Source organism: Shewanella sp. NKUCC05_KAH (assembly GCF_019345585.1).
GTDB lineage: Bacteria > Pseudomonadota > Gammaproteobacteria > Enterobacterales > Shewanellaceae > Shewanella > Shewanella oncorhynchi.
This window is the reverse complement of sequence record NZ_JAHKQZ010000019.1, coordinates 87,790-111,787: the sequence shown is the minus strand read 5'-3', so window position 1 is coordinate 111,787 and position 23,998 is coordinate 87,790. Positions and strand designations below refer to the sequence as shown.

Sequence of the window (23,998 nt, the reverse complement as noted above, 5' to 3'; positions counted from 1 at the left end):
CATATTAAATAGCCGATACCTCATCGCTTTATTAAATCGTTAACAGTAAAAAGCCGCCATCGATTCAATTTGATGGCGGCTTTTTTAGTGCTTTAAAAACGATGTTAATCTTGCTGCAGTCGATTTCTCGCCTTCTGATAGAAGTAAGAAACAGTCAGCAAAATGACCCCGATCAGCATAAAGGCAATCACCTTTTGCACTAGCTCGAATGAAGCCATATCCAGTAATAGCACTTTAAGCGTCGATAAGGTAAATAGCCCAGCAGCGAGGCGGATCATATCGGCATTTTGTGGTTTTAAGCTGATAAACATCAACACACTGCCATGGATAACCAATAAAATCGCGCTGAGCGGTGCGGCAATAATGTTATCGAAACTATAACTCCACACAAAGTAACTCAAGGCGAGTAACAGATGCCAACCCCACTTAAGCCCTTGTAAAGGTAAGATACGTCTATGTAAGCGTATTGCTGCGCCGTGCTGCAAGATAAGCCTTGCTAGGAGTGCCAGTGATAAAAACTCGATTAACACAAACGAGGCATTATCACGATTAAGCCCGAGTGTTAGCTCAAAATGGAACATGATGGGCAACAGGGCTAAGCCTAAAGTGAGACCATAGGCGAGATGGTAGCTTTCCTTTATTGCGGCTTGGATTTCGGCTGCGAGGGGGAATTTTGCGCTATATGAGGTTTGGCCTACAGATGCCTGACTTACACCTCTCAGGTTTAAACCTCTTTGGATTAGCAATGCAAAATAACCACTTAAGGCTAATGCTGTCATGGCTATTCCTACTAGCTCATAATGATTAAAGCCATAAACGATCACGGCCAATACCAGTGCAAAGTAATAAGGGCTCAATTGCCATTGTAGTTGCAGTAAGGGGCGCCAATGCTCGGGTAATTGGCGATAACGAAGCAGTGTGAAGCCCATAAAGAGGGCGCCAACGGTTAGCGCCGCGAGTCCTTGCCAAGCGTGAATAAGGCATAGCGAGGCTGTCATCAGAACCGCTAGCCAAGTGAGGATTTTGGCTTCTATATTCAAACTCTTATGTTTAACAAAGTAGGCTAAACCTAGGCTCATAAAGGTGCTCAGCCAGAGTGCAATAGCGGTATATTCCCAATGGTTGCGGATGACTTTGGGCAGCAGAATAAGCGGCAGCAGCAAATAGCAGAAGATTTGCATCGTATAAGCGGCTTTGGCAAATAAGGCATCTTTATAGTGGCGACGATACCAATAATGGGCCAAGAGTAGGGCGGTAAATAACTCAAACCGTGCCAGTTTTGCCATAAGCGGTTGGGCACTAAAGCTAAAACTGCCTGTGAGCGTTATGCCTTCAACAACCTTAAACAGCAGCGGCAATAGTAAGAGCCAAGCAGCAAACTCGCTGATAACGAGTCTGTCCTTTGCGCTTAAATACAGCAGTAATAGGCTGACCAGTGGCAAGATTGCGAGGTAGTAATCGCTGCTCAAAAGGTAAGCCGCGAGGATAATTGTCGCTACATAAAAACCGCTTAATAGCTCTTTTAACACTCTGTTTAGCTGACTTTCTAGGGTCGAAAGTAACGTATGATGGAGTGTTAATAGCCGAATCACTAAGACTAAGGCGGCGCAACTTAAGGCCTGTGCTAACAGTGGAAAGCCAAAAGCTGACAAGGGAGAAATTGGCGCCCCATCGATAAAGCTTGATTCTAAAAGGCTCATGCCCGTCAGTACACTAGACGCATTGAGCCCTAATCCCATCAGCAGCAATACATAGGCTTCGGCGCGAACGGAAATTAGTTCTTCTTTGGTGCCAATCCACAAGAGTAATAAGGCTTCGAGCAGTAATACTAATCCAAGGAAATCGTGGCTGAGTAAATACAGTGCGGCAAATCCCGCAAAACTCCCAGCAAAGACTAACAATAAGCCGTTGCGGGCTTTTTCTAGGTTGCCTGTGCGCTTCCAATAGAGGGCTGCGCAAATCAGTGCGTTGGCCGCAAAGATTTCCCCTGCGAACTCAGTAAATTGCGTTAACTCTAATAACACAAAGGCGAGCAATGCTATCGGTAGGGCGAGTATGCGATGGCTCAGTGCATTATGTTTTTCATCATGATGGGTAAACGGCTTGGTAAATAGTAGGCTGGTGATGCCGTAGAGATAAAAGGTTGCATTAATACTGATAAGCGCCAGCAGACTGATGCCGCCAAAATCCCTGAGTGGCAATTCAATGAAATGGCTAAAAGTTTCGATGCAGCCTATGTGCAACAGGGCGGTGATTTCCAGTAGCAGCGGCCACTTAAGTTTGCGACTCTGGGCAAGGGCGCCTGCACCAATAAGCAGTAAATAAGGCAGATACAATAGCGGCGCATAGCTTTGGGATAACAGCATCATAGGTGCGGTTGAGCCACCGACTAAGGCGATCACGGCGATCACTTTGGCATCTAAGCGCATCGACAGGCCATAACCCGCCAAAGTGATCAATAACAGTAAGATAAAACTCGCGCTATTGGGAATTAACTCAAAATACGGCCCAATAAAGTACGCGCAGAGATAATTAAGTATGAGTCCGAGTCCGACAATACCTGAGCCAAAATCCGCCATGCCCGCGCGTTTTTGGCGAATAAAAATCCCGCCGGCTATGATAGCGTTTGCGCTGGCAAACCCGAGTAGCGCTTTGCCAAGTTCTGAAAACCAATGGTTGATTGAATATTGCAGTAAATAACCAAAGCCTAAGGTCAGGGTGATGATCCCTGCGACAGTCATTAAAAAGACAGGTCCTAATCCCTTAGCCTGATAATGATGGTAGAAAGATTTGACTTGCTCGTTGACTGCCGCAAAGGGTGCCATGACGGCCGCGAGTCCTTGGGATAACAACTCATCAAATTGACTCGCCGCTTGCACGCTTGCCTGCAATTTGACTTCATCACTCAGCTGTTGATTTTGTGCTTGAATAAGGTGTTCGGTTTTAGCGGCTTGTTCCGTCGAGGTATTTTTCGTTTTTCTTTGCCAAGGGTCTTCTTGCCAAGATTCTGTTGGTATAGGGCCTTGCTGCCATGGGTTGGATTCTGCAGGGGCTGGCTCTACGGGAGTAGACTCAAGGGTTGGTGTTTGTGCCGCATAGGTTAATGTAGGCGCGTTATCGGCGGCGGTGAGCACAGATGCAATCGATGAAGCACTCGCTGCCATATTCAGAGTGGTTTCAGCGGCGTCTTCAGCCGCAATTTGCTGACTTAAGGTCTCGAGCTTAGTGGAGAATGCTGCTAATTGACGACCGAGCGAAGATTGCTGCGATAAATACAGCGATTGTAACTGTGCCAGCTCAGCTTTTAGTTGGGCAACGTCATCCTTTAACGGCATATCTCATTCCTAAGTGTTTAAGTGCTTAACTCATAAACCTTTGTCGGCAAGAAGTGTACTTGTATGTGTATTTTTCGGCTAGTTGTTGTTGATTTTTAGGAAATCTCCGACAGCGATTTTTCCAACATGTCATTGCTCAGCATAAAAAGAGCCCTGTATAAAAAAGAGCCAAACATTGCTGGCTCTCATTTAACGTGTCAATTTCGATGAGGTTATTTTTTCTGTGCTTGCAGGATCACAAATTTACCGTTGGAGGCGACTGTGGTGCAGTTCTTAAATAAGCGCTGTAATTTTACATGGTAAGCCAGATGACGGTTACCGACGATATGTAAGATCCCCCCCTCTTTCAAGCGGCGGCGAGCATCTAAAAACATCTGCCAAGCGATATGATCGGTTATGGCTTCACCTTGATGAAACGGCGGATTACACAGCACCAGATCCGGTTGCACTTCTTCTGGCAGATGCGTCATGCAATCGTCCCAATAGAAGTGGCCTTTGTCTGCGGGCAATTGGTTGCGTGCCCAGTTTGCCTTGGCTGATGCGACTGCCATTTCAGAATCGTCGATAAAGTGAATGTCAGCCTCTGGGAATAACTGGGCGGTGCGTAACCCCAGCACGCCATTGCCACAGCCGAGATCAACAATCGACTTAAAATCCCCTTTGGGCAGATTCTCTAGCATGATGCGTGCGCCAATATCGAGTTTGTTGGCGGCAAACACATTACTTAAATTGCTGATCTCAAGTTGATATTCGGGTACGGCCCAAGTCACTTCTTTGGCTAATGGTCTTGGTTTGCCATCACTGACACAGGTGATCACTCGCGTGTTTTTCCACGCTAAACTGGCGCTTGCGGGGCCTAAATGCTTAGCAAAGATGTCGAGTAAGGCGCCATTAATCGATTTGGATTTGGCGGCCACTAATACACGAGTGCCTGCGGGTAACACTTGCGACAAGCGCGTTAGCTGGTGAGCAAAGTAGCTTAAGTTCTTAGGCAACTTCATCAATACTAAGGCTAAATTTTCTGGCAAGGTATCGCGGCTGGTAAACCATTGCAGATTATCCATTGGCAACTGATTGCGGCCATGGTTTTGTTCTGTGCCTAAAAAGCTGGTTCTGGCATCGGTTTCAACACACAGTGGCCAACTTGGATGCAATTTAGATAAACCGCAGCTTAAAGCGCCGAAACTGTCGTTGATAATGGCGGTTGGCACGGCGGCTTGCTCTGACTCAATAAGGCTTTTGAGTAAGTGTTCATCGGCGGCATCCCAAGCTTGAAGATTAGATTCCTGCTGAGCTGGATACCGTAAGAGTTCGAGTTCAACACCCGCTACTGAAAATTGTGTTGTCATGTGCCACACTGCGCCAATAAATTTAAGGCGCAGATTATCGCAGATTTCATGGCGCAGTGCGACGGCTCACATGGAGGACGTCAATGCAGCAAGGTAAGTTAGGGTTTGATACAGAGGGTGATGCTCAAATTAAACCGCCCATCACCTTAGTGCGGGGTTATCTTAATGCTGAGCAGCAAGCGGCGCTAATGAAAGAAGCGCTGACCTATCCCTTAAATCGCCCTGAAATCCAAGTCTTTGGTCAGCTTCACGCGATTCCTCGCCAGCAAGTGTGGTTTGGCGATTTGGGCTGCGACTATTTATATTCAGGACTGTTTATCCGCGCCTTATCTTGGCCTAAATATGCTCACAAGTTGAGGGATAAGTTAGCGCGGGATTATGGTTTGGAGAGCAATGGGGTATTAGTGAATCGCTACGCCGATGGTAAAGATTGTATGGGCGCCCACAGTGATGATGAACCTGAAATTGCTCAGGGGAGTCATATTGCTTCTATTACCTTAGGCGCCACGCGGGATTTTGTGCTTAAGCATAAGCACAGCCAAACCAAGTACAGCATAAGTTTGCACAGTGGCGATCTACTGATCATGCACTGGCCTATGCAAAGTGACTGGTTACACAGTTTACCTAAACGTTTGAAAGTAAAAGAGCCGCGTTGGAACTATACCTTTAGACAACTCATCGTTAATTTCCATGGTTAATTGCCTCCCGCTAACTGTCTATGGTGAAGCACTGCGAAATATGGCTGATATAAAGTGGTGGGGCATCAACAAATTGAAAGCGTGAATTTGATCTTTTCAATTTGAAGCAGTACTCTGCGGCAACTGGATTTTCCCATTCTGAGACTCGAATATGTCCAATACTCATGTGCAGGGCACTGTGGCTAACACTATTTCGCAGAAATTAACCGAATGCTTCTCGCCGACCCATTTAGAAGTGATTAACGAAAGTAATCGTCACCATGTACCACCGAATTCAGAAACCCACTTTAAAGTTGTGCTGGTAAGCGAGCAGTTTGATGGCTTACGTTTATTAGCCCGTCATCGATTGGTCAACACTCACTTAGCCTATGAGTTAGCCAATGGCGTGCATGCTTTGTCTATTCATACTTTCACTCAAAATGAGTGGGATGCGAATGCACAAGTACCTAATACGCCAAATTGTCGCGGTTAATTAATCGCTCAGCAATACTGTTTAGCTTAGATTTCAAGGCCACTCTTCATAGAGTGGCTTTTTGTTTTAGACCAACTTAAGACTATTTTTGAGTTTCCCTACCTTAGTTTCTGTGTTAACAATATGTTTTATTTTAAGAGGTTGGGCGATGTGATTGTCGATACCCATCCTGAGTGTATTTCCATGTCAGTTGGATCCATGTGCTCGTTTGACATCAGGGAGACTATTAAAAATGCGTAAGTTAGGGAGTTTGTTTATCTCAGTGCTGCTGATGGGACTGAGCGGTTGTAACCCCGTCTCCAGTGATGCGCAAAGCGTAGCCGCTTCCCATGCCGCAACTGATGTTCCCCACGCTTTACCTGCTATTGAATGGCGTCTTGCAACCTCTTGGCCGAAAAACTTCCCAGGTTTAGGCATGGCTCCTGAGCGTTTTGCGCATTTAGTCGATGAAATGTCTAACGGTCGGTTAAAGATTAGCGTTTATGGTGCGGGTGAGTTGATGCCCGCTTTTGCCGTATTTGATGGTGTGAGTCAGGGTAAAATTCAAATGGCCCACTCCGCTTCTTTCTACTGGAGAGGAAAAGCGCCCGCAGCGCAGTTTTTTTCATCGATCCCCTTTGGTATGACCGCGCAGGAAATAAATGGCTGGCTTCACTATGGCGGTGGTATGGAGCTGTGGACTGAAGTGTATCAACCCTTTGGGATTATCCCCCTCGCGGGAGGCAATACAGGGATGCAGATGGGCGGCTGGTTTAATAAACCCATCAATACTATTGCGGATTTTAAGGGATTGAAGGTCCGCATGCCGGGCTTAGGTGGTGAAGTGTTGAAACGCGTTGGTGCTGTACCTGTAAACATGGCGGGGCGTGAACTTTATGGTGCATTGCAAACGGGGGCGATTGATGCCGCAGAGTGGGTAGGGCCAGTGAATGATCTTGCCTTCGGTTTACATAAAGTGGCTAAGTACTACTATTACCCTGGTTGGCATGAGCCAGGTTCAAATATGGAATTCTTGATTAATACCGCTGCCTTTGAGAGTTTACCTGAGGATTTACAGGCCATAATCAGAGTTGCTGCGAGAGCCATTAACCAAGATATGCTCGATGAATACACGACCCGTAACGTGACCGCCCTTGAAACGTTAGTGAAGGACGAAGGTGTGGAGCTTAAAGCGTTTCCACCGAACGTGTTGTTGGAGCTTGAGAAAATCTCCAAACAAGTGATTGAAGATCAAGCGAATCAAGATCCCTTAATGCGAAAGGTGTACGATGCTTATCACGCGTATGAGCAAGGTGTGCGTCAGTACCATAAAATATCTGAGGATGCTTACAGTCAACAGCGTCAACACTAAATGATGTTTTTGTCACATTAGCATCTGATTTATATGAGATGATTTCATCTTAGATTATCTTGTTATCGGCGTAATTCATTTGGTGTTATGCTTGCAAGCCATAAATAGACAGTTACAGTGGCGTTGATGTCGCCCTGAGAATTTGGAGATCCCTATGCCATTACTTGATAGCTTTACCGTCGACCATACTCGGATGAATGCCCCTGCGGTTCGTATCGCTAAGCATATGAGCACGCCAAAGGGCGATGCCATTACTGTATTTGATTTACGTTTTTGCGCACCGAATAAAGAGATCCTCAGTGAGCGTGGTATTCATACTCTAGAGCATTTGTTCGCAGGTTTTATGCGTGACCATTTAAATGGCAGCGATGTTGAGATCATTGATATTTCGCCAATGGGATGTCGTACCGGTTTTTATATGAGTTTGATTGGTGAACCCACAGAGCGCCAAGTGGCCGATGCGTGGTTAGCCGCGATGGAAGATGTGCTTAAAGTGGTTGAGCAGTCTGAAATCCCTGAGCTGAACGAATACCAATGTGGTACGTATGAGATGCATTCATTAGAGCAAGCACAAGATATCGCCCGTAATATTATTGCTGCAGGTGTAAGTGTTAATCGTAATGACGATCTAAAATTAAGCGATGAAATTCTAGGTAACCTGTAATTGTTCGCACTCTTATAGTATGAGAGTGCTTCTTTAGTAAATTCAGTTTCCTGAAGTAAATAAGAGAAAGCGACGAGAGTCGCTTTTTTTTTCAAGCAAACTCAGCTATTTTACAAGTTAATAACAAAAACACCGTACGCTAACAAAGTTTTTGGGAGCTTGGTATGCCTAGTCGTTACTTCACTGTATCACTTTGTGCAATTTCTGTATCTCTTGCCTGTTCTAGCACAACGTTCGCCGATGATCTTCACAGTCAAATGCTTGAATTGAACAAGCTCAATGACACATTTCATTCAACGTCTAATCGTTTAGCGTTAGGTCAATTGACGGCTTTGACGGTTTTGCCTGCGGATCTTAGTGGAAATCCCGCGAGCATCAGTATGCGCAGCGCGACTCAAGGTATTGCAGTATTACAAGATAGAGTGTATTTCTCCCCTGCGCCTTATTCGGCACCGCAATTACAACTCTTACCTAATCTACTGCAACAACAGAGTGTTACTGCCACCCCGATGGCAAATATGGCTGTCGGTGGGCAAGGTGCGTTTGGGGTGGTGAGTTATCAAACCTTACCTGTTGCTGAGCAGACCGAGAATAGTAAGGCGACTCTCGAGGGCAATACCGATTCAGACTACAGTGTCGATATGAATTGGGGAGTGAAGCAAAAAGAGTATGGCATGATACTCGCGGTTAATTATGCAGATAATAGCGGCGCCGATCACTTGCTCAATGGTCAAGACACAGACCATCAAACGACAGACATCTTATTTAAAATCAACGCCGCGAGTTTACTCGGCGCCAGAAGTCCACAGGTGACTGAGTTTACTTACCAGTTTCTCGATGATGATAGTTATCGCTCTCAGCTTGGGTTAACACAGGCCGATTGGCAACAAGATCCTATGAGTTTGTATTCGGCCACTGCGGCGGATAAACATCAGGGGCGACATCATAAGTACCAACTGTCTCACCAAGTTACGCTCAATGGTGGGCATAAGGTCACCACAGACTTTTACTACCAGTCTTATTCGCAGCAATTAAACCAACTCAATCAATTTGATGGGCAAATGCTCGATGCTCAGAGTCTTGCTGCGTTGGCCGCATTTGAACGTCAGCCGACAGTCGATGGCGTCTCACTGGCTTCTTTACAACAAGACAATGATTTCAGCTCCTTTGGGGCACAAACTGAATCAGTGAATCAGTATGGTGCCCATCAAATTATCTATAGCGCCCGTTATCATACGGATAAAGCCGAGATGCACTTTGGCGAACAACAGAGTCTATGGCAGCAGGACTTGAGTTTAGTGAGTGATGCACAAAATGCATTATTGGCCTATACCGACGATGCAACTGCATTTACTTCGGCAATCGATTCCTTGTTTAATTGGGACGAATTACAGATAAAGCTCGCGCTTGCCTATGAACAAGTGAGCGTCAATCGCAAGGTCGATTTGGCTTATGTAGGACTGGATGCGGCTGATTTCTCCGACAGCGATTGGATGCCACAACTCGGTGTTTTATATGATGCTGGAGATTGGCGCTTTAGTACGGATATTCGCCGCTCATGGACCGCCGCAAGTGCGGGGAATCTTGAGCAAGAGGCGCAAGTGTCATTGCAATATCAAGTCAGTGTCCAATATGCCAGTGAGCGTTTTACTGGAGGCATCAAAACTTATGTCCAAGATTTTGATAGTCTTCATGTGAATTGTGATGCGTATACGCAATGTGCCGACAGTCGTTTGTGGGTTCAAGGCAATGTCGTGGATGTACTGACCAAAGGAGTTGAACTGAATCTTGGCTACCAGTGGGATATCGGTAGTGTACAGTTACCATTAGTCTTAAATTATCAATATTCGAATTCGGAGTATCAAACCAATAGCTGTAACGAAATCCAAGGTTGCGTTGTGGCTGGTGATAGAGTGGCTTGGTTACCTGAGCAGCAATTGCATTTTAGTGCTGGAATGAAATATGCCGAATATGAATTGAATGCAAATGTCTTTTATCAATCCGAGCGGGAAATGGGCCAATTTGGCGCTGAATTACAGCCTATCGCAGTACAATGGCGGGTAGATTTAGCGGCGAATTATCATTTTGATCGCCACCATGAGATTTATTTTAGGGTAGAAAATCTCTTAGATGAGTCATTAGTTACGACAGCATCAAATAGCGGAATTCGATCGGAAAATGGACGTATTAGCTATTTAGGTTATCAATGGCGCTTTTAAATTGAGTTTTATTTTGTTTGAATTTAAATCAATTGAAACAAATAAGATCGATTTCGGCTGCGTTTAGTGGACGTTTCGACTTTTTGCTAAATTAAATCTTTAATTATTAATGCTATAGTACCCAGTGGCCGTAATATTCTCTCTTTCTGATCAGTCACTAGGTCGGAAGGTGAACGCCGTAGCGCATGATTCTTTTCAATCCGTATTTTAGGTTTGAAATCACCTATAATTTTCGTGGCGATGCCAAGTCAATTGGGGTAAAATGCGCGCGACCAGCGTGATTGCGATCGCATTTCTGTGATAAATCTGCGCTAGCTCAATGCAGTAGGTTTTGTTTAAAACCTAAGTATTTAGCAGGAACGCGGCGCATTGTCTTTCCTTCAAACGTAGTGCTTGTGGATATGATTACAATTAAGAAAGGATTGGAACTGCCTATAGCAGGCGGACCAGAGCAAGTTATCCATAATGGCCCAGCCATTAAACATGTAGCTACTTTGGGTGAAGAGTATATTGGCTTACGTCCAACGATGAAGATCAAAGTGGGCGATAAAGTACAAAAAGGCCAAGTTCTTTTTGAAGATAAGAAGAATTTAGGCGTTAAATATACGGCTTTAGCCAGTGGTACTATATTAGACATTAACCGGGGCGCCCAGCGTGTTCTGCAGTCTGTTGTCATTGAAGTGGAAGGAAACGACAGCGTTGCCTTTGCTAAATATGATGCCACTGCACTCGATACGCTCGACTCGCAGTTAGTCCGTGACAATCTGATTGAATCAGGTTTATGGACTGCTTTGCGTACTCGTCCTTTTAGCAAAGTTCCTGCTGTAGACTCTTCTGCTGCTGGTATTTTTGTAACCGCAATAGATACTCAACCTCTTGCCGCTGATCCCGTTGTGGTGATCCGTGAGCATAAAGAAGATTTTGCTAATGGTCTTAAGGTCTTAGCAAGACTTACTGACGGTAAAGTTTACCTTTGTAAAGCGCCTGGCGCTGATATTCCTGCCGCAAACGCCCAAGTTGAAGAATTTGCCGGTGTGCACCCTGCAGGATTAGTCGGTACTCACATTCACTTCTTATTGTCTGCCTCTGCAAAACGTACCGTTTGGCATATTGGTTACCAAGATGTAATAGCAATTGGTCAGCTATTTACGACGGGTGAACTCAATACCGAACGTGTTATTGCGATCGCAGGCCCTAAAGCGGCTAAGCCAAGACTCGTACGCACTGTTGTGGGCGCGAGCATGACTGAATTAACCGCAGGTGAAGCCTTAGATGGCAATGTTCGTCTGATTTCAGGCTCTGTTCTGAATGGTCGTACAGCCGTTGGCCCACAAGGGTATTTAGGTCGTTACCATGTTCAAGTAAGTCTGTTAGAAGAAGGTACAGAGAAAGAATTTTTAGGCTGGGTATTACCAGGCTCAGACAAATATTCTATCACTCGTGCATTCTTAGGACATCTTGCTCCTTCTCGTCTGTTCAGCATGACGACCAGTACAGGTGGTTCAGACCGCGCTATGGTGCCAATTGGTAACTATGAGCGTGTAATGCCATTGGACATTCTTCCTACTATGTTGTTGCGTGACTTGATTTCAGGTGACTTTGACGGTGCTGCTACGTTAGGCGCGTTAGAGTTAGATGAAGAAGATCTCGCACTGTGTACGTTCGTATGTCCAGGCAAGTATGACTACGGTTCATATCTGCGTGACTGTCTAGATACGATCGAGAGGGAAGGCTAATGAGCTTGAAAGATTTTTTCGAACGTATTGAACCCGACTTTGAAAAAGGCGGTAAATACGAAAAGTTTTATGCCCTATTCGAAGCGGCATACACAATTTTTTATACCCCAGGTAAAGTGAACAAGGGCAAAACCCACGTTCGCGATAACCTCGACCTAAAACGTATGATGATTACGGTTTGGGCTTGTGCTTTCCCCGCGATGTTCGTGGGTATGTACAACGTAGGTTTACAAGCTCAATTAGCTTTAGTGGCTGGTTTTGCTACCCCTGACGTATGGCAAGTGAGCTTGTTCAGCATGTTCGGTACCGAACTTACGGCAAACTCTGGCTGGCCTGCGCTGATGTGGTATGGCGCCTGTTTCTTCCTACCTATCTACGCGGTGACCTTTGCCGTCGGTGGTATCTGGGAAGTGCTGTTCGCCTCTATCCGTGGTCATGAAGTCAACGAAGGTTTCTTCGTTACCTCTATCCTGTTTGCTTTAACGCTGCCAGCAACTATCCCATTATGGATGGTGGCGCTGGGTATCACCTTCGGTGTGGTCGTGGCGAAAGAAGTGTTCGGTGGTACAGGGCGTAACTTCTTAAACCCAGCACTAGCGGGTCGTGCCTTCTTGTTCTTCGCTTATCCGTTGAATATGTCAGGTGATACCTCATGGGTTGTGGCTGACGGTTACTCAGGTGCAACTGCACTGAGCCAAGCGGCGTCTGGCACTTTAGATTACGCAATTAACCAAAACTGGTGGGATGCGTTCTTCGGTTTCATTCCAGGTTCAGTGGGTGAAGTGTCTACATTAGCGATTCTGTTAGGTGGTTTGGTCATCATCTACACGCGTATCGCTTCATGGCGTATCGTTGGCGGTGTAATGGTGGGCATGATTGCCATTTCTACGCTGCTTAACGTTGTCGGTAGTGACACTAATCCAATGTTTGCAATGCCTTGGTACTGGCACTTAGTGTTAGGTGGTTTTGCGTTTGGCATGATGTTCATGGCGACAGACCCAGTGTCAGCGTCATTTACTAACCAAGCTAAATGGGCATACGGTATCTTGATCGGTGCAATGGCTGTGTTTATCCGCGTGATTAACCCTGCATTCCCTGAAGGCATGATGTTGGCAATTTTGTTTGCTAACTTGTTCGCGCCATTGTTCGACCACTTCGTGGTTCAGGCAAATATCAAGCGGAGGATTGCCCGTGGCTAGTAATAAAGATTCGTTCGGCAGAACCTTATTTATCGTCGTTGGCCTGTGTCTAATTTGTGCGATATTTGTGTCTACTGCAGCAGTGTTACTGAGACCGACTCAAGCAGAAAATAAACTGCTTGATAAGCAAAAGTACATTCTGGAAGCCGCTGGTCTTATCGATACTAAAGCTGGCAAAGTGACCAAAGCGCAAATTCTGGATACATACGGCAAACACATCGAAGCTAAACTGGTCGATTTGAAAACGGGTGCTTGGGTTGAGGGTGTTGATGCTGACACTTATGATCAACGTAAAGCGTCTCGTGATGTGAAAACCTCATTTGTACCTGAGAATGACATCGCTTCAGTGAAACGTGTTGCTGATAAGGCTGTAGTTTATCTTGTTCGTGACGGCCAAGGTAAATTAACCAGTGTCATTCTGCCAATCCATGGTTATGGCCTATGGTCTACTATGTATGCCTTCCTTGCTATGGATGCTGACCTAAACACAGTGCAAAGCTTAGTCTACTACGAGCACGGCGAAACGCCGGGCTTAGGTGGCGAAGTGCAAAATGCTCAGTGGAAAGCGAAATGGCATGGCAAAAAGTTATTTGATGAGCAAGGTAAACTCGCTATCAGCGTAACGAAAAACCCAACTGTTGCTAGCACTGAGTACGGTGTAGATGCATTATCTGGCGCAACCTTAACGAGTAACGGTGTACAACATTCACTGACATTCTGGTTGGGTAAAGAAGGTTTTGCGAGTTTCATTGAAAAAGCACGCAATGGAGGTCTCAACTAATGTCTGACGCTAAAGAACTGAAACAGGTTCTGACCGGACCTATAGTCAACAACAACCCGATTGCTTTACAAGTACTTGGTGTATGTAGTGCATTAGCGGTAACGAGTAAGCTCGAAACTGCACTGGTAATGGCGTTGGCGTTAACTGCGGTAACTGCGTTTTCGAACCTGTTTATCTCAATGATCCGTAATCATATTCCAAGCAGTGTGCGTATTATCGTACAGATGACCATTATTGCCTCTTTGGTAATCGTGGTTGACCAATTGCTGCAGGCTTATGCTTATCAGATCTCTAAGCAGCTGTCGGTATTCGTCGGTCTGATTATTACGAATTGTATCGTAATGGGTCGTGCCGAAGCTTACGCGATGAAAACACCGCCAATGATGAGCTTTATGGATGGTATCGGTAACGGTTTAGGTTACGGTGCAATTCTGTTAGCTGTTGGCTTCGTACGTGAACTGTTTGGTAACGGTTCTCTGTTCGGTGTTGAAATCCTGCACAAGATCTCTGATGGCGGCTGGTACCAACCAAACGGTCTGCTACTACTGCCTCCGAGTGCGTTCTTCCTGATCGGTGTTTTGATTTGGATTATTCGTACCTATAAGCCAGAGCAAGTTGAAGCAAAAGGGTAAGTGCGATGGAACATTATATTAGCCTGTTAATTCGCTCTGTTTTCATTGAAAACATGGCACTGGCCTTCTTCCTAGGTATGTGTACTTTCTTGGCTGTGTCTAAGAAAGTCACTACAGCCATGGGCCTAGGGATTGCGGTAGTTGTAGTGTTAACTATCTCTGTCCCAGCAAACCAAGTTATCTATCAAGGGCTGCTAGCTCCTGGTGCACTTGCTTGGGCTGGCGCACCTGAAGCTGACTTAAGCTTCTTGAAATTCATTACCTTTATCGGTGTGATTGCGGCTTTGGTTCAAATTCTGGAAATGGCACTGGACAAGTACTTTCCACCTTTGTACAACGCATTAGGTATTTTCTTACCTTTGATCACAGTGAACTGCGCGATTTTCGGTGCGGTATCATTCATGGTTGAGCGTGACTACAAGCTGGGCGAGAGTGTGGTGTTTGGTTTCGGCTCAGGAGTGGGTTGGGCATTAGCTATCGTATTGATGGCCGGTATCCGTGAGAAGCTGAAGTATGCCGACGTGCCTAACGGCCTACGTGGTTTAGGGATTACCTTTATCACCGCTGGTTTGATGGCCTTAGGTTTCATGTCGTTTTCAGGTGTGTCTCTGTAAGAGACACATAACGGCTTCTTGAATTGGACCTTCTAAGGATAAGTTAATGGATATTCTTGGTATTTTTAAATCTACTCCGCTCGAGGTTTACCTCGGTGTGAGTATGTTTACTGCTATCGTCCTCATCTTAGTATTAGTGATTTTATTCGCTAAGTCTAAGTTAGTGGCTAGTGGTGACATCACGATCGGCATTAATGACGATCCTGAAAAAGCGATTACAACCGGTGCGGGCGGTAAGTTGTTAGGCGTTTTGGCTAACAGCGGTATCTTCGTATCGAGTGCGTGTGGTGGCGGTGGCTCATGTGGCCAATGTCGCGTGGTGATTAAGTCTGGCGGCGGCGATATTCTACCAACGGAACTTGACCACATCAGCAAAGGTGATGCCCGTAAAGGTTGTCGTCTTTCTTGTCAGGTTAACGTTAAGAACGATATGGAAATCGAGCTTGACGAAGAAATCTTCGGTATCAAGAAATGGGAATGTGAAGTTATCTCTAACGATAACAAAGCCACTTTCATTAAAGAACTGAAGCTGCAAATTCCTGATGGCGAGTCTGTACCATTCCGTGCTGGCGGTTATATTCAAATCGAAGCACCAGCTCATCATATTAAATATGCAGATTTTGATGTACCTGCACAATACCGTGGCGACTGGGAACACTTCGGTTTCTTCAATCTTGAATCTAAGGTTGATGAAGAAACTATCCGTGCATACTCAATGGCTAACTACCCAGAAGAGTTCGGTATTATTATGCTGAACGTGCGTATTGCTACGCCTCCACCACGTAACTTGACACTGCCTTGCGGTAAGATGTCATCTTACATTTGGAGCTTAAAAGCGGGTGATAAAGTCACTATATCTGGTCCATTCGGTGAATTCTTCGCGAAAGATACCGATGCAGAAATGGTGTTTATCGGCGGTGGTGCGGGTATGGCGCCAATGCGTTCACATATCTTCGACCAGCTGAAGCGTCTTCAGTCTAAACGTAAGATGAGCTTCTGGTACGGTGCACGTTCTAAGCGTGAAATGTTCTACGTAGAAGATTTCGACGGCCTAGCGGCTGAGAATGATAACTTCGTATGGCATGTGGCACTTTCAGATCCTCAACCAGAGGACAACTGGGATGGTTACACAGGTTTTATTCATAACGTATTGTATGAAAACTATCTGAAAAACCATGATGCTCCAGAAGATTGTGAGTTCTACATGTGTGGACCTCCAATGATGAACGCTGCCGTCATTGGTATGTTGAAAAATCTTGGTGTCGAAGACGAAAACATCCTGTTGGATGACTTCGGCGGCTAATGTTCATTAGTCCTAGATAGAAAAGTTGCAGATGTTGAGGTTAACCTTTCATCTGCAACTTTTGCATTTAAGGGCCCAAATAAGAGTAGTAGGTCACTATGTTTCAGACCTTAAAGATCAATACCTCAGCACTAAAGCATTCATTTAACTGGCTAGTCCTCGTGGGACTGGCCTTTTTTGTGTCAGCCTGTTCAAAGCAAAACGAAGTCATTTCGTTGGCCGGCAGCACTATGGGCACGACTTATCACATTAAAGTCGTCCCGAATGAGCAGATGCCGACGGCGCAGTTACTTCAAGCGGAAATTGATTTAGCCCTTGAGCTAGTCAATGACCAGATGTCGACCTATCGGCCTAATTCAGAATTATCCCGTTTCAACCAATTGCCATTGGAGCAAAGCGTTGAAGTCTCACCGGATACCATAAAAGTGGTGCAAGAGGGAATACGTTTATATCAAGTGACTGATAAGGCACTTGATATTACCTTAGGTCCTTTAGTTAATCTGTGGGGTTTTGGACCTGATAAGCGTCCAACGAAAGTTCCGACACAGGCTGATATTGATGCGGCTAAAGCCAAAACAGGGATTAGTGAACTTTCCATTGAAGGCAATCGTCTAAGTAAGCACAACACCCATTTATATGTAGATTTATCATCAATCGCGAAGGGATTTGGGGTTGATAAAATCGCTTCTATTCTTGATAAATACCATGCGACTGGGTATTTAGTTGAAATTGGTGGCGAACTGAGTATCAAAGGTGCCAAAGGTGATGGAAGCTCTTGGCGTATTGCTATAGAGCAACCGACCAATGATGGCTCTGAAGCCGTACAGCAGGTTATTGCACCTGGTACTATGGCGATGGCGACCTCTGGTGATTATCGTAATTATTATGAAGAAGACGGCCAACGTTTTACGCATATAATCGATCCGCGTACTGGTTTGCCGATAAATCATAAGTTAGCATCCGTGACTGTATTGCATCAAAATTGTATGACGGCCGACGGTTTTGCGACGGCCATGATGGTTTTGGGCACAGAAGCATCATTGGAGCTTGCCAAGAAGGAACACTTGGCGATAATGCTAATCGAAAAGCAAGGCGACGGATTTAAGGTTTATTACAGCGACGCCTTCAAGCCTTTCCTTATTTAGTTTTTGGAGTAAACCATGACCTCTTTTATTGCGGCATTTGTGATCTTGTTAGTCTTCTTTTTGCTCATGTCGATTGGTTATCTCATCAAGCGCAAAGCCGTTGAAGGAAGTTGTGGCGGTTTAGGTGTTCTAGGGATTGAGAAAGCGTGTGATTGTGATGACCCTTGTGACAAACGTAAACGTCGTATGGCCGCTGAAGAAGCGCGTCGTGAGAAGTTAACGAAAGACCGCATTATCTAAATAGTCTTGATTCGATCATAGCCCCCAATTTAGGGGGCTATTTTTTTGCCTCGTATTTTCTTACATGGGTTAATCATTTGAGATTTATCCTTGGGATTAGAGTGGGATAGCAAGTTAATCTAAGCAGGAATGAGAATGCTTTTCATCATTAAGTGGGTGAAATATAAAGATAATTTGAGTTGGTCGATAAATTGTACTAGGCTAGAAGCTTGATTTAGATCAATCTTTTCACGCTTACCAAGGATAGTAACTTATGAAAGGTCATCCTAAAGTGGTTGGGCAACTGAATCGGGTGCTTACCTGTGAGTTGACCGCCATCAATCAATATTTCCTCCATGCCCGCATGTTTAAACATTGGGGCTTAGAGAAGTTAAACCACGTCGAATACAAAAAATCCATCCAAGATATGAAGCACGCCGATAAGCTCATCGAGCGAGTGCTGTTTTTGGAAGGTCTGCCTAATCTGCAACAACTCGAAAAACTTCGCATTGGTGAACATAGCCAAGAGATGCTCGACTGCGATCTGGCCATGGTGCAAGAGCAGCTTACATTGCTGCGTGATGCGATCAGCTTGTGTGAAGCCGAACAGGACTATGTGAGCCGCGATCTGCTGGAAGATATTCTCGAAGACGAAGAAGAGCACTTAGATTGGCTCGAGTCGCAGCAAGAGCTCATTACGCTAACCGGTATTCAAAATTATCTACAATCGCAAATTAGCGACCAATAGGAGCAAGATATGAAAGGCGATAAAGACGTCATCGATGCGTTAAATCGACTCCTAACGGGAGAACTCTCGGCAATGGATCAGTATTTTGTCCATGCCCATATGTACGAAGATTGGGGCCTGAATGAACTCTATGAGCGTATCGCCCATGAGTCAGATGATGAGAAAGCCCATGCAGCCAAATTAGTGCAGCGCATTTTATTCCTTGAAGGTACACCCAATGTTGCCGCCCGTGAGGCATTGAACATAGGTAAAGATGTAGAAGAGATGCTACGTAATGATCTCGCCTACGAATACAAGGTCGCGGACGATTTGCGCAAAGTGATTGCACTGTGTGAGCAGAAGCAAGATTACCAGACCCGCGAAATTCTCGAAGTATTACTCGACGATACAGAGTCTGACCATATGTATTGGCTCGAAAAACAACTTGGGCTTATCGACCGTGTTGGATTGCAAAACTACCTGCAAACTAAGATGTGAGCCTTAGATTGTTAGGTTGAGTAAATACCTAGGCCACTGAGTGTAATGGCCTAGGAAACTCAGTTATTAAGCATGTCTGTTGTTCCTCACACTTGTCTTGTTCTCTTTTTCAGCGCTAGGCCACATCTTATTGGCCCCAAATCTATCAGGAATACTTGATTACTGTTTTTATATACAGTATTTTGGCGTTGGAGGAATTCAACGTGCGAAAAATTATTCATATCGATATGGACTGCTATTTTGCTGCAGTGGAAATGCGCGACTTTCCAGAGTACCGTGGCAAGCCTTTAGCCGTGGGTGGCAGTAGCGACCGTCGCGGTGTTATCAGTACTTGCAGTTACGAGGCACGTAAATTCGGTGTACGTTCAGCAATGGCAACGGCTTATGCCTTTAAGTTGTGCCCTGAGCTGATTTTAGTACCAGGCCGGATGCAGGTTTACAAAGAAGTGTCGCTACAAATTCGTGAAATATTTTCTCGCTATACCCAATTAATTGAGCCGCTTTCCTTAGATGAAGCTTATTTGGATGTGAGTGAGTGCCAGCAATATAAGGGCTCAGCGACCTTGATTGCCCAAGCGATTCGTCGCGATATCTTAGCCGAAACGGGTTTAACCGCATCGGCGGGTATCGCCCCAGTAAAATTTTTAGCTAAGGTCGCCTCGGATCTGAACAAGCCAAACGGCCAATATGTCATTACGCCAGAGACGCTTTCTGAGTTTGTTAAGACCTTATCGCTGCGTAAAATTCCCGGTGTTGGTAAAGTCACCGCAGAAAAGCTCTCTTCGCTCGGGCTCAATACCTGTGGTGATGTGCAAGCTTATTCTAAACCTGAGCTCTTAGCGCGATTCGGTAAGTTTGGTGGTGTGTTGATTGAGCGTTCCCAAGGCATAGATGAACGGGGGATTTCTGCCGACAGAGAGCGCAAATCAGTGGGGGTTGAAACCACATTAGCAAAGGATATTTATAGCTTAGAGCAGTGCCAGCAGGTGATGCCGAGTTTGATTCAAGAACTGTCGTTGCGTTTAAGTCGCAGTGCTAAGGAACGCAAAATACATAAACAGGTGGTCAAACTTAAGTTTAACGATTTCAAGCAGACTACAATTGAGCACCGGAGCGATGAAGTCTCGATTGTAATGTTCTATGAGCTACTCGCACAGGCTATGGAAAGGCAAGAAGGCCGTGGCATTCGTCTATTGGGTATTTCGGTCGGCCTTACCGATTCTACTCTTGTCGTCGCCACAAGCTTAAACGGCCAGACTCAGCTGGATTTAGCACTCTAGCCGTTTATTGAGTCGATAAGCCGCAGACTCATGCCTGCATTGGCTCAATAAGCCTCGGGTGGATTCGCCAACATAAAATCAATTAACAGTCTGACTCGTAAGGGCAGGTTGTCTCGATCGCGATACATCAAGTAGGCGGTACGCGGAATACCTTGCCACTCGGGCAGTATTTGAATGAGTTTCCCACTTCGTATCTGTTCACTCGCCATGCTGATGGGTATGAGTCCAATCCCAAGCCCCGCCACCACGGCCTGACAGGCAATCGCCATATCATCGACGGCTAATTTGATATTCCCCCTTGGTTCAAACTCGACATTTTGCCCTGTGCTATTGTGCTGTAAACGCCACGTTTTTGTGGGCTTGGCGATGATAACCGGATGCTGATCCAGCTCTTCAATGGATTGCAGCGCATGCCACTGCGTTGCCGATGTGCTGGTGCAAAGTACAAAGCTAATCGTGGTAAGTGGCCTTGCAATCCAATCGGGATCTTTAGGTTCGCCCACTCGAAAGGCGATATCGATGGCGTTTTCACTGACATCGATATTCATGTTCGACAGGCTTAAATCGATGTCGATATTGGGATAATGCCGTTGAAAGGCGTTGAGTGATTCACCTAGCCAGCGATAGGTTGTATTGATGGGCGCCGAGATCCGCAATTTGCCAACCGCTTGATGTTTATCCGCATGCAACTCACCAGATACCTGGTTTAACTCGATAAACAGCGGGCCGCAGCGTTCGAGATACCGCTGACCTGTGGCGGTAAGGTTGACTCTATGGGCGTCTCTGTGCAGTAAACGCAGACCTAAGGATTGTTCTAACAGATTGATTCGACGGCTTAAGGTTGAAGGTGGAATGCCTAAGTGCTGCGCCGCGAGCTTAAAACTCCCTTGCTGTGCCACTACCCAAAATAAGCGCATATCGTCTAAGGAATAATTAGGTTTCATATTTGGAATTTAAGCTCTCAATCTTGTGTATTTTAATAATATATGAAACTTATAAACTAAGCTCAATCCCAATTACCTCCCTAGAGGACGATATGAAATCCCATACACCTTACATGACATTCGTTTGTCTACTGATTTGCGTTTTTAGCTGGGGCAGTGTGTTTCCGATTGCTAAGCGAGTGCTGGAGGAGATGTCAGGAGAATCCCTCGTCTTCTGGCGTTTTACCATTGCGGCTGTGACTCTAGCGTTATATATCGTTTTTACTCGTCAGGCTTGGCCCAAATTGAGTTTGGCGCAATATATTGTCATAGCGTTAGTGGGTGTGATTGGTGTGGGCGGCTTAAATCTGGCGTTATTTAATGGCCTGCAGCATACCTCTGCTGCCAATGGTGCCTTGATTATGGCGCTCAGCCCGCTGGTGACTTCAATCGTCAATGCGCTATTACAGCGTGAATGGCTCAGCAGACAACAAGTGTTTAGCTTAGTGGGCGGATTGGCGGGCGTACTGCTAGTGATCACCAACGGTAGTGTGCAGCAGTTGCTCAACTTTAGTTTTAACCAAGGTGATGTGATGATTGCCGCCGGCATGTTGGCGTGGAGTGGTTATACCATTTGTTCGCAACGGGTCGGCCATTGGTTGCCTGTGTTGCCATTTACCTTGCTGAGTATGATAGCTGCCAGTGTGTCTATGTCCGTGGTTGGGCTTGGCCGAGGTGAGTTTCACCCTTGGCTGGAGTTGATGGAAGTGTCGGCAACGGCTTTTTCTAGCGTGCTCTACATAGGTTTGTTCGCCACTGTGCTCGGTTATCTGTTTTGGATTAACGGCGTTAAAGCGCTTGGCCCCGCTAAGGCATCGATCTTTTTTAATCTCGTGCCCGTTTTTGCAGCATTAACGGCGTTAGCCATGGGGCAGGCGGTGACGGAAATTCAGTTGGTAGGGATGCTGATAGTGATCCTTGCGTTGATGTTACCTATGTTAGTCAACCTGCGCGCGGCAAGAGGCTTAGTGGTTAAGCGCTGCTAATCGGTGCTAGCTTTGCTGTTTAAATATAAGGGAGCACCTGAATTCAGATAATCACTGCGACAGGTTTATGCTCCCTTATTCGTTTGAGGGGACCTTTCAAACATCACTGATTTACAAAAGGTAACTTATATAAAAGCTTTCACTCTCAACAAATTACAGTTTAAAGCGGCTGACCAGCGCCGTGAGATTACTCGCCATTGACGAGAGTTGTACGCTTGCTGCGTAGATTTCATCAGTGGTTCTTAGACTTTCCTCCGACTGTTCGGCAATGTGTTGAATATTTTGATGACTCTCGTTGGCCATAGTGGTTTGCGCTTTAGCCGCGAGGGCGATTTGATTGTTCATCTCACTAATTTGGCTGACCATTTCTGCAATATGCGCTAAGGCTTCACCGGCATTACTGGCGGCTTCTACGCTTGAGATAGCCTTTTCATTACCGATATTAATCGCTGCCACAGCGCTTTGAGTGCCATTTTGCACATTGGCGATCATTAATTTAATTTCTTCGGTTGATTGGTGAGTCTTAGAGGCGAGGGATCGCACTTCATCGGCAACCACTGCAAAGCCGCGTCCTTGTTCGCCTGCTCGCGCCGCTTCAATTGCGGCGTTAAGGGCTAATAGATTCGTCTGTTCGGCAATGGCTTGAATCACCTCGAGCACGCGGCCGATATGTTGGCCTTCCTGTTCGAGTTTATTGATCTGCATTTCTGCCGTGCCTACATCTCCCGCAAGTTCACGAATCACATTGATGGTTTTTTTCACTCTTGCCTGACCGTCGGCGGTAAATACGTCGGCTTGTTTAGCGGCATCGGCGGCATGACTGGCACTGACTGATACTTCTTGCACTGATGCGGCAATATGATCGCTGGCATCGGCGATTCTGTGGGTTGCAGCTTGTTGATCCATTAAGTTATGTTTTGCTGATGCGCTGGTTTTGGCTAGACCTTCGGCAGCGGTGTTGAGTTCTGATGTAGACTGTTTAAATTGCGAGATAATGCCATGTAAGTTATCGAGAAAATGATTGAATGCCTTGGCGAGATCACCAAGCTCGTCTTTAGAGGTTAAGTGGACTCGTTCGGTCAAATCGCCATCACCATCGGTAATGTCGTGGATTTTTGCGAGTAAAACCGCCAGCGGTTTGCTGATGAGTTTAGGCAGTGCAACGATAAAGAGTATGCAGATCAAGAGACTGATGGCTAAGGCAATTAACTGCATCTGTTGTCCATGATTGGCATCATCATCTACTTGGGCTATCGCTGCGGTAGTATTACTATTTAAATCATTGATTAAATGATTAATGTTCTGGTGTAATTGCTCGAATTGCGTTGCTGCTTGACCGAAACTAAGATCAATCGCCGTCGTTCTACCGTTACGGCCATTTTGGGTGCGTTGATTACTGATTTCTGTGGTTGTCGCTCGCCAAGTATCGAAACTGCGATTCAATTCATTGAGCTTATCTTTAGCGATGGGACTTGTAGTCACATCGGCAAACTTATCAATATGTTCTTTAACGAGAGAGATACTATTAGTGTGCTGCTTTAAAAGGTCGTTGTAAGAGTCTGTGCCCACGTTAACAAACATCAGGCTGCGCTCGGCCACTTGAGCTTGATAAAGCTCTTTATCGGCTTGTAGTAGTTCAGATTGGCTAGGTAAGTATTCAAGCGCGAGTGTATTCGCGCTGTGATTTAAGGCTTTGAGTCCTAAAATGCCAGTTGAAGAGGCGAAGATGACTACGCCAGCGAGTAGCAGACTTGGATAAGTCAGTTTCTGATTAACGGATAGATCTTTATACCATTCCATAGTCACG

At 45.6% G+C, this 23,998-nt stretch carries 21 protein-coding genes; 17 read left to right on the top strand and 4 right to left on the bottom strand.

The features are described 5' to 3' along the window. Positions 1 to 104 precede the first annotated feature (104 nt). Positions 105 to 3,335, bottom strand: coding sequence for a DUF2339 domain-containing protein (locus tag KO533_RS17110; protein ID WP_219255283.1), 3,231 nt, complete (start codon positions 3,333 to 3,335; stop codon positions 105 to 107). A gap of 212 nt (positions 3,336 to 3,547) precedes the next feature. Next, positions 3,548 to 4,684, bottom strand: a complete 1,137-nt coding sequence (locus tag KO533_RS17105) for a methyltransferase (RefSeq protein ID WP_219235188.1) — start codon at positions 4,682 to 4,684, stop codon at positions 3,548 to 3,550. An 83-nt stretch (positions 4,685 to 4,767) separates the two neighbouring features. Here KO533_RS17105 and KO533_RS17100 point away from each other — a divergent pair, with 83 nt between their 5' ends. The 16 genes from KO533_RS17100 (at position 4,768) to dinB (ending at position 20,222) form a co-directional block, all read left to right on the top strand. Next, positions 4,768 to 5,382, top strand: a complete 615-nt coding sequence (locus tag KO533_RS17100; protein WP_219235186.1) for an alpha-ketoglutarate-dependent dioxygenase AlkB — start codon at positions 4,768 to 4,770, stop codon at positions 5,380 to 5,382. Between the two features lie 151 nt (positions 5,383 to 5,533). Then, complete coding sequence (locus tag KO533_RS17095; RefSeq protein ID WP_173246445.1) at positions 5,534 to 5,854, top strand: BolA/IbaG family iron-sulfur metabolism protein; 321 nt, start codon at positions 5,534 to 5,536, stop codon at positions 5,852 to 5,854. A gap of 232 nt (positions 5,855 to 6,086) precedes the next feature. Then, a complete protein-coding gene (gene dctP, locus KO533_RS17090) occupies positions 6,087 to 7,205 on the top strand; it encodes a TRAP transporter substrate-binding protein DctP (RefSeq protein WP_131523871.1) in 1,119 nt (372 codons plus the stop codon). Positions 7,206 to 7,359: 154 nt separating this feature from the next. After that, positions 7,360 to 7,869 carry an S-ribosylhomocysteine lyase gene (luxS, locus tag KO533_RS17085; RefSeq protein ID WP_028761570.1) on the top strand — a complete coding sequence of 170 codons (510 nt, stop codon included), beginning with the start codon at positions 7,360 to 7,362 and terminating at the stop codon, positions 7,867 to 7,869. Between the two features lie 164 nt (positions 7,870 to 8,033). Next, entirely contained in the window at positions 8,034 to 10,088 is a 2,055-nt protein-coding gene (locus KO533_RS17080) for a TonB-dependent receptor (RefSeq protein WP_219255282.1), read from the top strand. A gap of 401 nt (positions 10,089 to 10,489) precedes the next feature. Beyond that, positions 10,490 to 11,824: a Na(+)-translocating NADH-quinone reductase subunit A gene (locus KO533_RS17075; protein ID WP_028761568.1), complete on the top strand. Its 1,335-nt coding sequence runs from the start codon at positions 10,490 to 10,492 to the stop codon at positions 11,822 to 11,824. After that, the gene (locus KO533_RS17070; protein WP_105250021.1) at positions 11,824 to 13,023 is read left to right on the top strand and encodes an NADH:ubiquinone reductase (Na(+)-transporting) subunit B; all 1,200 of its coding nucleotides are present in this window, start codon (positions 11,824 to 11,826) and stop codon (positions 13,021 to 13,023) included. The genes KO533_RS17075 and KO533_RS17070 overlap by 1 nt, the downstream gene beginning before the upstream one ends. Further along, the gene (locus tag KO533_RS17065) at positions 13,016 to 13,804 is read left to right on the top strand and encodes a Na(+)-translocating NADH-quinone reductase subunit C (RefSeq protein ID WP_028761566.1); all 789 of its coding nucleotides are present in this window, start codon (positions 13,016 to 13,018) and stop codon (positions 13,802 to 13,804) included. Before KO533_RS17070 ends, KO533_RS17065 begins: the two co-directional genes overlap by 8 nt. Continuing rightward, on the top strand, positions 13,804 to 14,436 hold the full coding sequence (locus tag KO533_RS17060; protein WP_006080467.1) for an NADH:ubiquinone reductase (Na(+)-transporting) subunit D: 633 nt from the start codon (positions 13,804 to 13,806) through the stop codon (positions 14,434 to 14,436). The genes KO533_RS17065 and KO533_RS17060 overlap by 1 nt, the downstream gene beginning before the upstream one ends. A gap of 5 nt (positions 14,437 to 14,441) precedes the next feature. Then, positions 14,442 to 15,050 carry an NADH:ubiquinone reductase (Na(+)-transporting) subunit E gene (nqrE, locus tag KO533_RS17055; protein ID WP_006080469.1) on the top strand — a complete coding sequence of 203 codons (609 nt, stop codon included), beginning with the start codon at positions 14,442 to 14,444 and terminating at the stop codon, positions 15,048 to 15,050. Between the two features lie 46 nt (positions 15,051 to 15,096). Further along, positions 15,097 to 16,353 (top strand): NADH:ubiquinone reductase (Na(+)-transporting) subunit F, encoded by a 1,257-nt coding sequence (gene nqrF / locus KO533_RS17050; protein WP_028761565.1) that lies wholly within the window; start codon positions 15,097 to 15,099, stop codon positions 16,351 to 16,353. Between the two features lie 98 nt (positions 16,354 to 16,451). Further along, positions 16,452 to 17,498: an FAD:protein FMN transferase gene (locus KO533_RS17045; protein WP_219255280.1), complete on the top strand. Its 1,047-nt coding sequence runs from the start codon at positions 16,452 to 16,454 to the stop codon at positions 17,496 to 17,498. Positions 17,499 to 17,513: 15 nt separating this feature from the next. Further along, entirely contained in the window at positions 17,514 to 17,738 is a 225-nt protein-coding gene (gene nqrM / locus KO533_RS17040) for a (Na+)-NQR maturation NqrM (RefSeq protein ID WP_105250019.1), read from the top strand. A gap of 253 nt (positions 17,739 to 17,991) precedes the next feature. Continuing rightward, a complete protein-coding gene (gene bfr, locus KO533_RS17035; protein ID WP_006080475.1) occupies positions 17,992 to 18,465 on the top strand; it encodes a bacterioferritin in 474 nt (157 codons plus the stop codon). Positions 18,466 to 18,474: 9 nt separating this feature from the next. After that, the gene (bfr, locus tag KO533_RS17030; RefSeq protein ID WP_011918791.1) at positions 18,475 to 18,942 is read left to right on the top strand and encodes a bacterioferritin; all 468 of its coding nucleotides are present in this window, start codon (positions 18,475 to 18,477) and stop codon (positions 18,940 to 18,942) included. 203 nt (positions 18,943 to 19,145) lie between these two features. Next, a complete protein-coding gene (dinB, locus tag KO533_RS17025) occupies positions 19,146 to 20,222 on the top strand; it encodes a DNA polymerase IV (RefSeq protein WP_219255278.1) in 1,077 nt (358 codons plus the stop codon). 44 nt (positions 20,223 to 20,266) lie between these two features. Here dinB and KO533_RS17020 read toward each other — a convergent pair whose 3' ends face one another. After that, positions 20,267 to 21,166, bottom strand: coding sequence for a LysR family transcriptional regulator (locus KO533_RS17020; RefSeq protein ID WP_219255277.1), 900 nt, complete (start codon positions 21,164 to 21,166; stop codon positions 20,267 to 20,269). 92 nt (positions 21,167 to 21,258) lie between these two features. Between KO533_RS17020 and KO533_RS17015 the strand changes: the two genes are divergently transcribed. Continuing rightward, positions 21,259 to 22,191, top strand: coding sequence for a DMT family transporter (locus KO533_RS17015; protein ID WP_219255275.1), 933 nt, complete (start codon positions 21,259 to 21,261; stop codon positions 22,189 to 22,191). A gap of 153 nt (positions 22,192 to 22,344) precedes the next feature. Here KO533_RS17015 and KO533_RS17010 read toward each other — a convergent pair whose 3' ends face one another. Further along, on the bottom strand, positions 22,345 to 23,991 hold the full coding sequence (locus KO533_RS17010; protein ID WP_168824980.1) for a methyl-accepting chemotaxis protein: 1,647 nt from the start codon (positions 23,989 to 23,991) through the stop codon (positions 22,345 to 22,347). Positions 23,992 to 23,998 lie beyond the last annotated feature (7 nt).

Excerpts from the sequence above, each read along its gene's own strand:
- KO533_RS17110 (WP_219255283.1), bottom strand. The coding sequence starts at position 3,335 with ATGCCGTTAAAGGATGACGTTGCCCAACTAAAAGCTGAGCTGGCACAG.
- KO533_RS17105 (WP_219235188.1), bottom strand. The coding sequence starts at position 4,684 with ATGACAACACAATTTTCAGTAGCGGGTGTTGAACTCGAACTCTTACGG.
- KO533_RS17100 (WP_219235186.1), top strand. The coding sequence starts at position 4,768 with ATGCAGCAAGGTAAGTTAGGGTTTGATACAGAGGGTGATGCTCAAATT.
- KO533_RS17095 (WP_173246445.1), top strand. The coding sequence starts at position 5,534 with ATGTCCAATACTCATGTGCAGGGCACTGTGGCTAACACTATTTCGCAG.
- dctP (WP_131523871.1), top strand. The coding sequence starts at position 6,087 with ATGCGTAAGTTAGGGAGTTTGTTTATCTCAGTGCTGCTGATGGGACTG.
- luxS (WP_028761570.1), top strand. The coding sequence starts at position 7,360 with ATGCCATTACTTGATAGCTTTACCGTCGACCATACTCGGATGAATGCC.
- KO533_RS17080 (WP_219255282.1), top strand. The coding sequence starts at position 8,034 with ATGCCTAGTCGTTACTTCACTGTATCACTTTGTGCAATTTCTGTATCT.
- KO533_RS17075 (WP_028761568.1), top strand. The coding sequence starts at position 10,490 with ATGATTACAATTAAGAAAGGATTGGAACTGCCTATAGCAGGCGGACCA.
- KO533_RS17070 (WP_105250021.1), top strand. The coding sequence starts at position 11,824 with ATGAGCTTGAAAGATTTTTTCGAACGTATTGAACCCGACTTTGAAAAA.
- KO533_RS17060 (WP_006080467.1), top strand. The coding sequence starts at position 13,804 with ATGTCTGACGCTAAAGAACTGAAACAGGTTCTGACCGGACCTATAGTC.
- nqrE (WP_006080469.1), top strand. The coding sequence starts at position 14,442 with ATGGAACATTATATTAGCCTGTTAATTCGCTCTGTTTTCATTGAAAAC.
- nqrF (WP_028761565.1), top strand. The coding sequence starts at position 15,097 with ATGGATATTCTTGGTATTTTTAAATCTACTCCGCTCGAGGTTTACCTC.
- KO533_RS17045 (WP_219255280.1), top strand. The coding sequence starts at position 16,452 with ATGTTTCAGACCTTAAAGATCAATACCTCAGCACTAAAGCATTCATTT.
- nqrM (WP_105250019.1), top strand. The coding sequence starts at position 17,514 with ATGACCTCTTTTATTGCGGCATTTGTGATCTTGTTAGTCTTCTTTTTG.
- bfr (WP_006080475.1), top strand. The coding sequence starts at position 17,992 with ATGAAAGGTCATCCTAAAGTGGTTGGGCAACTGAATCGGGTGCTTACC.
- bfr (WP_011918791.1), top strand. The coding sequence starts at position 18,475 with ATGAAAGGCGATAAAGACGTCATCGATGCGTTAAATCGACTCCTAACG.
- KO533_RS17020 (WP_219255277.1), bottom strand. The coding sequence starts at position 21,166 with ATGAAACCTAATTATTCCTTAGACGATATGCGCTTATTTTGGGTAGTG.
- KO533_RS17015 (WP_219255275.1), top strand. The coding sequence starts at position 21,259 with ATGAAATCCCATACACCTTACATGACATTCGTTTGTCTACTGATTTGC.
- KO533_RS17010 (WP_168824980.1), bottom strand. The coding sequence starts at position 23,991 with ATGGAATGGTATAAAGATCTATCCGTTAATCAGAAACTGACTTATCCA.